Origin of the sequence: Nocardiopsis chromatogenes YIM 90109, from assembly GCF_000341185.1 — a bacterium.
Classification (GTDB): domain Bacteria; phylum Actinomycetota; class Actinomycetes; order Streptosporangiales; family Streptosporangiaceae; genus Nocardiopsis_A; species Nocardiopsis_A chromatogenes.
This window is the reverse complement of the sequence record NZ_ANBH01000006.1, coordinates 35,736-49,517: the sequence shown is the minus strand read 5'-3', so window position 1 is coordinate 49,517 and position 13,782 is coordinate 35,736. Positions and strand designations below refer to the sequence as shown.

General features: G+C 74.1%; 10 protein-coding genes. 4 read left to right on the top strand and 6 right to left on the bottom strand.

Annotation, left to right across the window (positions count from 1 at the left end):
- Nucleotides 1-62 precede the first annotated feature (62 nt).
- From D476_RS0100590 to D476_RS0100575, 4 genes are all read right to left on the bottom strand, one after another.
- Nucleotides 63-914 (bottom strand): hypothetical protein, encoded by an 852-nt coding sequence (locus D476_RS0100590; RefSeq protein ID WP_017622047.1) that lies wholly within the window; start codon nucleotides 912-914, stop codon nucleotides 63-65.
- Between the two features lie 1,397 nt (nucleotides 915-2,311).
- A complete protein-coding gene (locus D476_RS0100585; protein WP_017622046.1) occupies nucleotides 2,312-2,905 on the bottom strand; it encodes an OmpA family protein in 594 nt (197 codons plus the stop codon).
- A complete protein-coding gene (locus tag D476_RS0100580; RefSeq protein WP_017622045.1) occupies nucleotides 2,905-3,459 on the bottom strand; it encodes a hypothetical protein in 555 nt (184 codons plus the stop codon). Before D476_RS0100580 ends, D476_RS0100585 begins: the two co-directional genes overlap by 1 nt.
- Before the next feature lie 207 nt (nucleotides 3,460-3,666).
- Nucleotides 3,667-5,238 carry an LCP family protein gene (locus D476_RS0100575; RefSeq protein WP_026123105.1) on the bottom strand — a complete coding sequence of 524 codons (1,572 nt, stop codon included), beginning with the start codon at nucleotides 5,236-5,238 and terminating at the stop codon, nucleotides 3,667-3,669.
- A 390-nt stretch (nucleotides 5,239-5,628) separates the two neighbouring features.
- On the opposite strand from D476_RS0100575, the gene D476_RS0100570 reads away from it, so the two are divergent.
- The 3 genes from D476_RS0100570 (at nucleotide 5,629) to D476_RS0100560 (ending at nucleotide 9,980) form a co-directional block, all read left to right on the top strand.
- Nucleotides 5,629-6,564, top strand: a complete 936-nt coding sequence (locus D476_RS0100570; protein WP_017622043.1) for an Lrp/AsnC family transcriptional regulator — start codon at nucleotides 5,629-5,631, stop codon at nucleotides 6,562-6,564.
- Nucleotides 6,561-7,451 carry a dihydropteroate synthase gene (gene folP / locus D476_RS0100565; RefSeq protein WP_017622042.1) on the top strand — a complete coding sequence of 297 codons (891 nt, stop codon included), beginning with the start codon at nucleotides 6,561-6,563 and terminating at the stop codon, nucleotides 7,449-7,451. The genes D476_RS0100570 and folP overlap by 4 nt, the downstream gene beginning before the upstream one ends.
- Before the next feature lie 1,980 nt (nucleotides 7,452-9,431).
- A complete protein-coding gene (locus D476_RS0100560) occupies nucleotides 9,432-9,980 on the top strand; it encodes an RraA family protein (protein ID WP_338036225.1) in 549 nt (182 codons plus the stop codon).
- Nucleotides 9,981-10,643: 663 nt separating this feature from the next.
- On the opposite strand, the gene D476_RS0100555 is transcribed toward D476_RS0100560, so the two are convergent.
- The gene (locus D476_RS0100555; RefSeq protein ID WP_017622040.1) at nucleotides 10,644-11,318 is read right to left on the bottom strand and encodes a FadR/GntR family transcriptional regulator; all 675 of its coding nucleotides are present in this window, start codon (nucleotides 11,316-11,318) and stop codon (nucleotides 10,644-10,646) included.
- A 155-nt stretch (nucleotides 11,319-11,473) separates the two neighbouring features.
- Between D476_RS0100555 and D476_RS0100550 the strand changes: the two genes are divergently transcribed.
- Nucleotides 11,474-12,748, top strand: a complete 1,275-nt coding sequence (locus D476_RS0100550; RefSeq protein WP_017622039.1) for an MFS transporter — start codon at nucleotides 11,474-11,476, stop codon at nucleotides 12,746-12,748.
- A gap of 89 nt (nucleotides 12,749-12,837) precedes the next feature.
- On the opposite strand, the gene D476_RS0100545 is transcribed toward D476_RS0100550, so the two are convergent.
- On the bottom strand, nucleotides 12,838-13,707 hold the full coding sequence (locus D476_RS0100545) for a CPBP family intramembrane glutamic endopeptidase (protein ID WP_017622038.1): 870 nt from the start codon (nucleotides 13,705-13,707) through the stop codon (nucleotides 12,838-12,840).
- Between the last annotated feature and the right edge of the window lie 75 nt (nucleotides 13,708-13,782).

Sequence of the window (13,782 nt, the reverse complement as noted above, 5' to 3'; positions counted from 1 at the left end):
ACACGGACTGCCCGGTCCCCGGCTCTTGTCCCGGCCTCTTCGGTGTTCCCTGCGCTGGGCCGTCAGGCGAGGGCCGACCAGGCGGCGAAGGCGCCGCCCGCGATCAGGACGAAGGCCCAGACACGGTCCATGGTGACCCAGCGCAGGCGCATCGCGTGGACGCCGAGGAAGTCGTAGGCGAGGAGGGCGACGACCCCGGCGGCGGCGAACATCGCGAGCGTGTGGATCCCCGTGGCGAAGAGCCCCACGAACGTCGCGTCGAGGAGGCTCCAGGAGGCGTCCGCGGCGGACGCGGCGGCGGCGCCGTCCGCGGTGGACGCCGCCGCGGTCGAGGGACCGCCACCTGATGGGCCCCCCACCGCCGCCTCTGCGGCTCCGCCGGCGGCTCCGTCGACCCCTCCAGCACCGGCTCCGCCGGCGGGGCCGTCGGCGGCCTGTCCTAGGGCTCCTCCGCCGGGGTGTGCGGCGGCGCCGTGGTGGTGCCCGCCGGTGCCGGCCCCGGAGCCGCCGTCGGCGAGCTCGCCCGCGAGCACCGGGAGCACCATCAGGCCCGCGCCGTGCATCGAGGCCATGAAGAACGACCACACGCCGATCTGCGGCAGCGACATGCGCACGTCGGTCCAGTGGAAGTGGCGCCGGGCCAGCAGGGTCCACAGCCCGACCGCCACCAGCAGGGCGCCCCCGGCGACGGTGAACCAGTGGGAGGCGGTGAGGGAGCCGGTGACGGTGATGACCACCGCGACCGCAGCGATGGAGGCCGCGTGTCCGAGGGCCAGAGGGGGCAGGGAGCGGAGGAGCGCCGCGCGGCTGCCCTCCTGGAGTCCGCGGGAGACGGCCAGGAGCCATCCCATCGCGGGGTTGGCGCCATGGAAGACGCCGAGGCCGATCAGGGTCCACAGCTGCGCTGAGGTCATCGCCCACCGATCCCGTCCGCAGGTCGCGCCGCCTGTGCCCCACAGCGAGCGTCACACGGAGCGACAGAGTGATCAACGCTCGGCAGCGAGCCTGGCCGGGACCGGCCAGCGGAGAGAGAACGGGTTTAGAGAGCCTGAGGGCCCGGGCCCGAAGGCCCGTGGCCCTCCCCACAGCGTCGTCGGCCGCCGGGCGTGTGCGTGGTCGCCGTGAATGGCGGCGATGGAGAGAGGGGGCGGTTCCCCGGCCCTGCTTGCCGGGCTGCGGGTCTTTCGCGGTCCGGGAGGGCGGCTCTGCTGGTGCCCCGCTCGCGGGCCCCGGCCGGGCGGCAGGCCACCGGAGCGCTACGGAAGGGCGGCGACACAGGCCAGCAGCCCTCCCCGCAGCGCAGTTGGCCGCCGGGCGTGCATTTGGTCGCCGTGATCAGCAGCGACGGCACAGAGCCGGTACCCCGCTCACGGCCCCAGCCGTCCGGTAGGCCGCCAGAGCGCAAGGGAGGGGCGGCGACGGAGGCGGCGGGGCGGTTCCCCCGGCCCTGCCTGACAGGCGGCGAGTTCCTCACGGTCCGGGAGGGCGGCGCAGTGCCGGGGTTCGCGGTTTTCCTCGCCCATGGCGGCCGCCGGGCCGGTGCGGTGAACCCCTTCAGGGCTGTGACCTGGGTGAATACTCCGCGTTAGGTGCTGGCAGGGGGGGATGCGCGTCCAGCGACGCCCTCGGAGGCCACCGGACGACGAACACAGCGATACCAGAACCGGTTCTAGGAGTAAGGTGTCTGGTTTATGCCTGTTCGGGGGTCTCGGTGGGGTGCAGGGGCAGGCGTGCGGCCGCCCGATCGCCCCCGCCGGGCGCCGGGGACCCCACTCTGGGCCGATATCGGCTACACGCAGTGAAGCCGGGCTCGGCAATCGACCCCGGTGTGCCGTTTGGGGTCCTTTCGGAGGTAGAACCCGTTCTGGTATCGCGATGAACGCACACCCGCACCGCCTGTCGGGTTGTCCCGGCTGTCGAGCGGGGCGCGGAACGCGCCCCGGCGCCCGAAAAACCGGGCGAAGCGGACACCGGGCCGGTAGCGGCGGACCGGCACCCGCCTTTCGGGCTCCGCAAGCACCCCCGGGGTGTCCCGCGCGGCGGAACCGCCACGAACGCGCACGACCACTCGGACCGCGATGGGCCCGCCGGACGGCAGGCAGAGCCGGGGAACCACCTTGCTGCCCCCGTCGCCGCCCTGTCCGGCGACCACGCACACGCCCGGCGGCCGACAGTGCTGCAGGTCGGGCCGCTGACCTTCGTCGTCGCCGCCCTCCGCCCCACGCCCCGGCGGCCCGGCGCCCGGCCGGGGGCCGGGAGTGGGGCACCTGCTGGTCCGTCGGCCGCCGAGTCTCCTCGTCCGAACCGGCCGTCAGCCGCCCTCGAAGCTGATCTCCACGCGGCGGTTCTCGGCTCGGGCGCTCGGGATGTCGTTGCCGTCGCTGTCGGTCTCCTCGGCGATCGGCTCGCTCGCACCCCGGCCTTCGGCCTCGATGTCCGGGGCGGCCGAGCCGAGTTCGTCCTCGATCGCGCTCTTGACCGCCTCGGCCCTGTCTTCCGACAGCTCCTGGTTGTAGGCGTCGTCCCCGATGCCGTCGCTGTGCCCGACGACCTGGACGGTGCCCTCGGCGCCCTCCAGGCGCCCGGCGATGTCGGCGATCGTGTCCCGGGCGGTGTCGGTCAGCGAGGCCTCGTCGAAGGCGAACAGGACGTCGGCGGCGATGGTGACGGTGGTGGTGCCGCCCTCGCTCTCCTCGGTCTCCAGCTCCTCGACAGATTCGGTGGGGTCGATGCCGATCACGGAGGGGGCGGGGTCGATGGCCGACACCGAGCCGTCCAGGGCCTCCGACGACACCGAGTCGGGATCGCCCTCGTGCAGGCCGGTGTCCGCAGCGGCCGCCGGGACGACGGCGAGCGCCAGGAGGACGCCCGCCGCACCCGCGGGCAGGGCGAGCGCGCGCCGCATCACCGCTCCTCCTGCACCGGGACGTCCATGATCGGGTCGAAGCCGTAGAAGTAGACGTCGAAGGCCGAGGTCTCCTCGCGCGGTGCGGCGAAGAACGCGGTCAGCACGTGCGGCTCGTCGTAGGTGAGCTCGGTGTTGACATGCGGCTGCAGGTACTCGCCGTCCTCGTCCCGGACCACCTCGTAGCGCAGCAGGTTCTCCATGTCGACGAGCGAGATGTGCGAGCCGCTCGTCGACGCGTCGAGCTGGTTGAAGATGCTCGGGCTCGAATCGGCGTCCGAACTCGGGGTGCCGGGCGTGAGCGTGAAGTCGAGCTGCATCAGGTCGCCGCGCACGGTGAGCCCGTTGACCTCGATCTTCGCCTCGCCCTTGTGCTCGGCGTAGGGGAACGTGCCCTCCGCGATCACCTCGTCCGTGGAGATCTGGGAAGCGGAGGCGGCGTCCTCGCCGCCCCCGCCGTCTTCGGGGTCCTTGTCGCGGTTGTTCCCCGAGCACCCCGCCAGGGCGAGGGCGACGACGAGCGCGGGGGCCGCGGCCTTGACTGCTGGACGCACGGGGGAGACTCCTTCGGAAACGGTGTGGGCGATGGTGTCCGTCGTGGTCGGATGCGCCCCGTGGGCGACCGGTTCGCCTATGGCCACGCAGTGTCCGGATTCGGTCACGGTGCACGTGTGAACCGTGTGAGGTGCGCGAACGGGGCGGGCGGCGGGAACCATCCCCGCCGCCCGCCCCGCGTCCGCCGTGGTCGCGTCCTGGCCGCCTCAGGGGCAGAGGGCGTCCAGCGACCCGGCCTCGTCGCCGACCTGGCGCCCCGGCGTCGTCGGCGACGGATCGTCCAGGCCCGTGTACTCCTGCCACTCGGTGGCATCGTCCTCACCGTCGCCCTGCCCGTCGGCCAGGTCGCCCGGGTCCTGCGCGTCCGTGCCGTCGTCGCCCTCGCCCGTCGGGGTGTCGGACGGGGACGGGGAGGCCTCCGGCCCGCCCGCGCCGCCGCCGTCGCCCTGGGCCTGCTCCTGCTCGCCGACCGCTTCGGCGACCATCTGCCGGATCGTCTTCCAGTCCGGGTAGGCCGGGTCGACCTGGGGCGGGGTGAGCTGCAGGGTCTTCATCGACCCCTCGTCGTCGATGAGGTCGGCCAGCTCGATGAAGGCGGGCACCTTGGTCTGCGGGATGTCCGTGCGCAGGGTGCGCTTGGCGGCCCCGGCCAGGTCCTGGTAGCCGCGCAGCACCGCGGTCGGGTCGGCCTGCTCGACCACGTACTTGAGCAGGCAGCCCTGGCGCCCCATGCGGGTGTAGTCGTCGCTGTTGACGCGGCTGCGGCCGTACCAGAGCGCCTGGTTGCCGTCGAGGTGCTGCTGCCCGGCCGGCAGGATGTCGCCCTCCAGTCCGTAGGGGATCGGGTCCTCGAGGTAGACGTCGATGCCGCCGATGGCGTCGATGATGCCCTCGAACCCCTTCATGTCCACCAGGGCGTAGTACTCCGGCTCCAGGCCGGTCATGTGGCCGACCACGGACTTGAGGGTGTCGGCGGACGGGTCGTCGGCCGCGGGGTTCTCGGCCAGCTCCTGGGGGTTCTCGGCGACCGTCTGGTAGACCTCGTTGAACAGGTCGTCGAACCCGGCGGGGGGCGGGTAGGCCTCGGCCAGCTTCGAGCCCTCGGGGAACTGCACGTCCTCCAGGTTCCGGGGGATGCCGATGAGCACCACGTCGCCGGTCTCGACGTCGATGCTCGCCAGCATCGTGGAGTCGTTGCGCATCCCGTACCGGTTGCTGCCCGAGTCGCCGCCGATGAGCAGCACCTCGATGCGGTCGCGGCCGTTCCACGGGTCGGCGGCGTCGTGCGGCGGCTCGCCCAGCGGGTCCACGGACCCGAAGACCGAGGACAGCGTGGAGTAGGTGACGTAGGACGTGTGCATCACGGCGGCGGCGGGGGCGGCGGCCACCACGCACAGCACGACGACCAGCACGCCGCCCGCGGTCGCGGCACCGGCGCGGGAGGGGCGCGGCCGGGTGATGACCCAGGAGTGCACCACCACCGCCATCCAGACGACCGTCCCGACGAAGGCGATCGCCGATGCGGTGAGCAGCCACCGGCCCTGTACCGCCATGCTGGCCCCGAGGGTGACGTCGCCGAAGACGAGGATGCCGGTGGCGACGATCGCCGCGATCGCCAGCGCGTACCCGCTGAGCAGGACGATCCCGGCGGTCCGGCGCCCGGTGCGCAGATGGGCGATGCCCGGAAGGACGAGCGAGGCCGCGGTCAGCAGCAGCGCTCTTCCCAACCCCGTGGGGCGTGCCGCCGCCTCCTGCTGCTCATCCCCTGGTGATGCCATCGGGGTCCCTTCTCTTCATCCCTCGTCCGGCATGGCGGACGGTTCTGTTCGGGCGCTCCGCCGAGCGCGTCGCCGGGCACCCGGCGCTGCGGTCCGGGCAGGGCGTCACTTATGGGCGTACCGCATCCGGCGACGACCATGCCGGATGACAGTGTCTCGCTTTGCCGGAGTCGTCCGCACGCGGGGACGCGACACGGCACGTTAGCCATCTGTCCGGCATGTCGCAAAGACGAGTCGTATGTCTGGTCTCGCGGGCATGCATCGCCGAATACGTGCTTGTTTCTTCCGTGATCTGTAGTTAAGGAACGCCGCAACTGCCATGATCTGGCCGCAGGAGGGGGCGGCGCCCGGGGGGAAAGGGCGCCGTCGAAGGAACGAAAGGCGAAAATCGTGCTCGATGCGGTCGATGCTGCGCTCATGCGGGCGCTGCAGGGGGACGGAAGAGCGACCTATCAGGCCCTCGCCGACGGGGTGGGGCTCTCGCGCACGGCCGTGCGCGCCCGGGTGCGCCGCCTGGTGGCGCTCGGGGCGATCAGGATCGTCGGGGTGCTGCACGCGGGGGTCATGGGCCGGGAGGTGTTCGCCCATGTTTCATTCACCGTTTCCGGCCCGGTGGGCCCGCTGTTGGGCGAACTGGCCGGGCGGGAGGCCGTCACCTTCGCCGCCCAGACGGCGGGGCGCTTCCCCGCCGTGGCGCAGGTGCGGGTCCGCGACGACCAGGCGCTGGCCGAGGAGGTCGCCGCCATGCGCGTGCTGCCCGGGGTGGGGGGAGCCGAGGTCTTCCGGGCGGGCAACGTCGTCAAGGACGCCGACAGCGGTGTGCGCGAGCTCAAGGACATCACCATCGACCCGCTGGACTGGCGGCTGGTGCGGCACCTGCAGCACGACGGCCGGGCCTCCTACGCCGAGCTCGCCCGCAGGGTGGGGCTGTCGCAGGCGGCGGCGCGCTCGCGCGTGGTCCGGCTGATCGAGGCCGGGGTGGTGCACGTGACCGCGCTGGTGGAGCCCACCGTCGTGGGGGCCGACGAGCGCCTGGGCTTCGGTGTGCGCTGCCGGGGGGACGCCGCGGTGCTCGCGGCGCGCCTGGCCGCGGTGCCCGGGGTGTCCTTCCTGGCGGCCGGCTTCGGCCGGTACGACCTGGTGGGCACGGCCGCGGCGGAGGACCGCGCGGGCCTGGTGGAGGCGGTCGAGGCGATCCGGGCCTGCCCCGACGTGGGACGGCTGGAGACGTGGGAGCATCTGCGGGTGGCCAAGGAGCGGCTCCGCGGCGACGGGGGAGCGGCCCCGGCCGAGGTGCCCCGAGCGAGGAAGGGCGTGGCGGCGTGAACACGTCGGGGGCGGGCGCGGCCCGGGAGGGGGCGGCGCAGTCGCCGCCGCTGACCCTGCGGCTGGGAGACAGGTCCTTCGCCCCCGGGGAGCACGCGGTGATGGCGGTCGTGAACCGCACCCCCGACTCCTTCTACGACCGCGGCGCCACCTACGCGTTCGGCGCCGCGCTCCGCGCCGCCGACGCGGCCGTGGAGCGCGGCGCCGACATCATCGACGTCGGCGGGGTCAAGGCCGGGTACGGCGCCGACGTCGACGAGGACGAGGAGATCGGGCGCACCGCGCCCTTCATCGCAGAGCTGCGCCGCCGCCATCCCGGCGTGGCCGTCTCGGTGGACACCTGGCGCGCGCGGGTGGGGGAGGAGTGCGTGCGGGCCGGGGCCGACCTGATCAACGACACCTGGGCGGGCGCCGACCCCGACCTGGCACGGGTGGCCGCCGCCACCGGCGCGGGCCTGGTGTGCAGCCACACCGGAGGGCTGGGGCCGCGCACCGACCCGCACCGTGCGGCCTACGAGGACGTGATGGCCGACGTGGCGGCCACGGTCGCCCGGCTCGCCGAGCGCGCGGTGGGCCTGGGTGTGCGCCCGGAGGGCATCCTGGTGGACCCCACCCACGACTTCGGCAAGAACACCTACCACTCGCTGGAGCTGACCCGCAGGCTGGGGGAGCTGGCGGCGACCGGGTGGCCGGTACTGGTGGCGGTATCCAACAAGGACTTCATCGGTGAGTCGCTGGACGCGCCGCTCACCGACCGCCTGGCGGGCACGCTGGCGGTCCTGGCCGTATCGGCGTGGGAGGGGGCCCGGGTCTTCCGGGTCCACGACGCCGGTGCTGCGAGGACCGCCCTGGACACGGTCGCCGCGGTACGCGCCTCGGAGGTCTAGCGTCCGGGGCCGCGGGGCTGGTGCCCCGATCCGGGCCTCAGTCGCGGGGCGGTTCCCGGGCCCCGCTGGCGGGGCGGTGGGCCCCTCGCGGTTCGGGGGGGGCGGCGGCTGGGCTGGTGCCCCGCTCGCGGGCTTCGGCCGGGCGGCGGGCCGCCGGGGTGTGAGGGTGGTGGGCGGCGACGAGGAAAGGTCGGCGGCCCTTCCTGTAGCGCTGTCGGGTGCCGGGCGTGCGCGTGGTCGGTGCGCCTGGCAACGACGGTACAAGCGGGGCGCCTCCCGGGTCCTGCTTGCCGGGTGGCGGGTTCCTCGTGGTCGGGGTGGGTGGCGCGGTGGAGTGGGCGGGTGGTCGGCCGCGCTCGTGGCGGCCGCCGGGCCGGTGCGCCCTCTCCCGCGTTGATCTCGGGGATGTCGGCCCTACCGGCGTTGATCTCGGGGGATGCCGGCCTTAAGAGGGGTCTCTTGAGGCCGGCATCCCCGAGGTCAACGGCACACGGCCGCAGGATGGGATCGGCGTAGCGCCATGCGGGACGGCTGCATGGAAGTGCGCCCGGCACGTCCGGTATGCGGGCCCCATTGTCGAGATCATCGCGGAGGGGGCCGCCTGTGTGGGGCATACCGGGCACAATGGGCGCGCGGGGAGGGGGCCGGTGATCCCGGGCGGTGGGATCGACACCCGGCCGCCCTGGAAGCGGCGGTTCCGCGACGCAGGACGCCCCGAGCCCGCCCGTGGGGTCCGGAAGGCGGGTTCCGGTCCACCGGTACCGGCCCGGTGTCCACTTCGCCCGGTTTCCCGGGCGCCGGGGCGCCTCGCGCGCCCTGTTCGACGGCCGGGGCGGCCCGGCGGGTGGTGCGGGCGTGCGGTCATCGCGACACGTGAACGGGCTCCGGCGCCAGAAGGCCCTTAAACGGCACACCTGGGCCTTTTGCCGGGGCCGGTGTCACCGCGTGTAGCCGATATCGGCCCCGCACGGGGCGCTCGGCGCCCGGCGGAGGCGCCTGGGCGGCTGCGCGCCCGCCCGAGCGCCCCACCAGGACACCCCGATCGGGCAGGAATAGGGCATTCCACTTGCAGGACCGGTTCTGGTGTCGCGGTGTTCGTCGCTCCGGGGCGTCCGCGGGCGTCGCTGGGCGCGCATCCCGCCCCCACCCGCACCTAACGCGGAGTATTCAACCAGGTCACAGGCATGTCGGGGTTCACCGCGCAGGCCCGGCGGCCGCCACGGGCGCGGAAGAGCGCGAACCCCGGTGCCGCGCCACCTTCCCGGATCGCGAGGGGCCCGCCGGACGGCAGGCGGGGCCGGGGAACCGCCCGGCTCTGGCCGTCGCCGCCCATCACGGTGACCATGCACGCGCCCGCCGCTCGACGACGCTGCCGGATGGGCCGCGGACCTTCGTCGTCGCTGCTGCTTTTCCTTGCGCTCCGGCAACCCGCCGCCCGGCCGGGGCGGTGAGTGGGGCACCGGCCGCTCTGCCGCCGTTTTCTGCCTGGCGCTCCGGCAACCCGCCGGACGGCCGGGGGCGGCGAGTGGGGCTCCTGCTGGGCCGTCGCATTCCCGGATCGCGAGGGGCCCGCCGGACGGCAGGCGGGGCCGGGGAACCGCCCCGCTTTCGCCGTCGCCGCCATCAACGGCGACCGCGCACGCGCCCGCCACCCGACAACGCTGTTGGGGGCCGTGTCGATGACGTCGCAGGCCCGAACGTGTAACCGGCGGTAGCGTTTTTTTGCTGATTCCTGTCCGCACGTCTTGCGCAGCGGGGAAGTTACCCGTGAGTATGAGGGGGTCGGGCCGCCGCCGGACCCTCTCTCGGCCGTGCGTGGCCCGCTTCAGGCGCGGTGCATTCGGGGAGGTCGACGTGGCGCTTGCGGATACCTTGACGGCGGTCGGAACAGCGGCGCTGACCAGGAGTGGGGCCCTTCCCCTCGGGGCCCATCTCTTTCCCGTCCAGCCAGGGGAGGGGCTGGCGGCCACGGTGCTTCCGGTGCGCTGTGCCCCCGGCGACAACCTCGCCCTGCACGCGGCGGTGGCCCAGGCCGCGCCAGGGGCCGCCCTGGTGGTGGACGCCTCCGCCGATCCCGAGTTCGGCTACGTCGACGAGATCCTCGCGGTGGCGGCGCGCATGCGCGGTCTCGCCGGGATCGTCATCGACGGGTGCGTGCGGGACCTGGGTGCCATCGCCCGCACCGGCCTGCCCGTGGTCAGCGCCGGGGTGTCCCCGCGCGGCACCGCCCACGAGGCCGGGGGTGCGGTGGGCCGGGAGATCACCATGAACACCGGCGGCACGCCGGTGGCCGTGCGCCGGGGCGACTGGGTCGCCGTGGACGACGACGGCGTGGTGTGCCTGCCGCGCGGCCGGGCCGCCGACATCGTGGCCGACGCGCTGAGGGCCGCGACCACGGACCGCGAGCTTGTCGAGGCCGTGTGCGCGGGCGGGAGCACGATCGAGCTGCTCGATCTCGACCCGACCCGGGTCGCGGGCTGGGAGGGCGGGCCGGGCCGCTTCGAGGCCGCTCCGGCCGCCGAGCGCTGAGGAACGGGCATCCGCGCGCGGGCCCGCCTTCCTTTCGATCAGGAGTTCCGTAGAACCCCGGCGCGGCTAGATCGTTGATGGGCAACGTGTGCCCCGATCAGTGGCCGACGACCACCGGCAACCGTTTGACCGGGGCGCCGACCAGCCGCGCGCGCCGGACCGCGGCGCAGAGCGCGCGGCCCCTCCGGCACACACCGGCCCCAGCCGGCCCTTCAGCGTCCGGACCACCCGCCCCGACGCCCCGATCCTCCGGCACACCCGGCCCGCACACACCGACCCCGGGCACCCTTCGCCGTGTCCGCAGCCGGTTCAGCGATCTCCCACCAATGATCGAGGTGCGGGGTGACACGGCGACGGCCGGGCCGCTGTGGGCGGCCCGGCCGTCCGCATGTCCGCGTCGCAGCCGTGCCGAGCCTTGACGAGTAGGGCCCATCCCGGTCTCGGACTGCCGTGCCCGGTCTCGAATGGCTCGGAGGGGCGAGTCCGGCTGCGAGCGGCCTGCCCGGGCCCGGACGGCTTGATGGGCCGCGTCCGGGGCGGCCGGGCCGGGCCGCGGGCAATGGGACGGGCCCGCGCGCCGGCCGTGGAGCCGGCCTCTCCCGATGGGGTGGAGAGGCGCTCCGCGCAGCCGGGCGCGGGCCCGGTTCCGCCGCCCGCGCCCTTTCAGTCGTCGGCGCGGGCCAGCAGCTCGTCCAGGTAGCAGGCGGCCTCGCGCAGGGCCTCGGCCTCGTCGCCCGCGCGGATGGCGTCCGCGAGGCGCCTGTGGTCGAGGTCCTCTTGCGGGGCCTGGATCAGAGCCGACTGGGCGATACTGTCGTAGACGACGGACGCGATGTCGTCGTAGAGCTCGATCAGCAGCGGGTTGTGCGTGGCGTTCACCACCGCCCGGTGGAAGGTGAAGTCGGCCTCGACGAACAAGGACATGTCGCGCTCGCGCCACGCGCTGTCGCGCAGGGCCAGCGCGCGGTCGATGTCGGCCAGGTCCTCGTCGGAGCGGCGGCCCGCGGCCAGGCGCGCCGCCTCCATCTCCAGGGCGCGCCGCACCTCCAGGTTCTCGCGCATCCTGGACCGCTCCAGGCGGCGTCGGAGCGCGCCCCCGAGCTCGCTGGAGGCGCGTACGAAGGTGCCCGCGCCCTGGCGGATCTCCAGGAGGCCCGCGTGGGCCAGGGCGCGCACGGCCTCCCTGACCGTGTTGCGGCCCACCTCCAGCTGGTCGGAGAGCTCCGACTCGGTGGGGATGCGGTCGCCGACATCCCACTCGCCAGAGTCGATCTGTGTTCTGAGCTGGCTGATGACCTGGTCGACCAGGCCGGTCCGGCGCGTCGAGGCGAGGGGCACGCGGTTACCTCCTACGGGTGTCGGCCCTCTGGGGGCCACATCATGAGGGTGGTTAAAGCCGGAGCTTAGACCAGCCCGCGCGGGGAACAGGCCGTCCCCGCTAATGCGTTACTCTGTCGATGTAGATCCTGTCATCCTATGAATAAGGGGGGCGAGTGACAAGCGCCACAGCCGAGCGCGTCCAGGAGAGCGGCCCGGACGCGCGCCCGGGACGCCGTCGGCACGTCGCCTGGCTGCTGATCGCCGGCGTCGCCCTGGCGGCGATCAACCTGCGCACCGCGATCACCAGCGTCGGACCGCTGCTCGACGAGGTGTCGGCGGGCCTGGGCATGTCCACCACCGTCGCGGGCGTGCTGACCACGCTCCCGGTGCTGTGCTTCGCCGCATTCGGCGCGGCCACGCCCGCCCTCATCCGCCGCTTCGGCGAGCACCACGTGCTCGTGGCCGCGCTGGCCGCCCTCACCGCGGGCCTCGCCGCTCGGGCGCTGGTCGGCGACCCCTGGACCTTCCTGGTGCTGAGCGCGGTCGCGCTCTCCGGCGGCGCGGTCGGCAACGTGCTCCTGCCCACCCTGGTCAAGCAGCACTTCCCCGACCGGGTCGGCACCATGACCACCCTGTACACCACAGCGCTGGCGGCCGGGACGACCATGGCGGCCGCGGCCACGGTCCCGGTCTTCGACGCCACCGGCAGCTGGCGCACCGCCCTGGGCATGTACGCCGTCTTCGGCCTCATCGCCGCCGTGCCGTGGGTACTGGTGCTGCGCCACGAGCCCGCCAAGCAGGACCCCGCCCAGGCCACCTCGCTGCGGACCGTGCTGGGCACGGCAATGGGCTGGCAGTCGGTGCTGTTCTTCGGCACCCAGTCGACCGTGGCCTACATCATGTTCGGCTGGTTCGCCCAGATGCTGCGCGACCAGGGCATGAGCGCGGGGAGCGCCGGGCTGGCGCTGTCGCTGCTGACCGCCCTGGCGGTGCCCACCTCCCTGGTGCTGCCCGGCCTGATGGCGCGCGCCCGCGACCACCGCGGATACGTCGCGTTCTTCTACATCTGCTACGTGCTCGGCCTGGGCGGGCTGTGGATCGCCCCCACCGGCGCCGTGTGGCTGTGGACCGTGCTCATCGGCATGGGCATGGGCACCTTCACCCTGGCGCTCACCTTCTTCGCCGTGCGCACGCGCACCTCGGCGGCGACCGCGGCGATGTCGGCGTCCAGCCAGAGCCTGGGCTACCTCATGGGCGGGCTCGGCCCCTTCCTGTTCGGGCTGCTGCACGACGTCTCCGGCGGCTGGCATGCGCCGCTGGCCCTGGTGGCGGTGCTGGTGACCGGCAACATGGTCGTGGGCATGTTCCTCGGGCGCCCGCGCTTCCTGGAGGACGCGCTGGAGCGCAAGGCCGCGCGCGCGGCCGCCCGGACCGGCGCCTCCGGGTAGGCGCCGCGCGGGGCCGTCGGGCCCGGTGTGCCGAGGAGGGGGCGGCGCACCGGGCCCGACGTGTACCGGCCGCCCGGGCCGGGTCCGGCTCACCCGCCCGGGAGCCAGTCCACCTTCCCGATGAGGGCGACCGACCCGGCGAAGGCGACGATGTCGATCAGGGAGTGGGCGGCCACGAGCGGCATCACCCGGCCCCAGCGCTTGTAGGCCCAGCAGAACACCAGCCCCATCACCAGGTTGCCGAAGAACATCCCCACCCCCTGGTAGAGGTGGTAGGTCGCGCGCAGCACCGAGCTGAACAGGATGGCGCGCACCGGCGACCAGCCGAGCTGGTCGAGCCGCAGCAGCAGGTAGCCGACCACGATGACCTCCTCCAGCACGCCGTTCTTCACGGCCTGCAGGACCAGGACCGGGTACTGCCACCAGTGCGGCTCCAGGGCGCTGGGCGCGACCGTCACGGTCAGCCCCAGGCGCCAGGAGACCAGGTACACGACCAGTCCCCCCAGGCCGATCGCCGCGGCCAGCGCCGCGCCGCCGAGCAGGTCCGGGCCGGGGCGGCGCAGGTCGAATCCGATCGTGGCGGCCGACTCCCGGGTGCGGTGCAGCAGGAACAGCACGAGCGCCACCGGGGCGAAGGCGAACACCAGCGAGGCGGTCTGCCGGGACAGGTCCAGCCAGGGGCGCTCGGCCTCGGCGCGCGGCGCCACCAGGCTCGCACTCTGGTCGGCGAGCGAGCCCGGGGCCGTCAGGGCGCCGGTGAAGGAGATGACCGCGTACACCGCGGACGCGCCCAGGGACAGCGCCAGGACGCAGGCGATCTCCCAGCCGACGGTCCGGGCGGTGACCGGCGCGGGCCGGGGCAGGGCCGGGCGCGCCCGCTCCGGCACTCCGGAGGCGGCCCCCTCCGGCGGGGGCGGCGGGGCCGGGGTCGGGGTGGATTCGGACATGCGGCCGATCATCGCACGCCCTCCGGCGGCGCGCGGACCCGCTCCCTCCGGGCGCCCCGCACACGCAGAAGCCGCCGGTCCCACGGG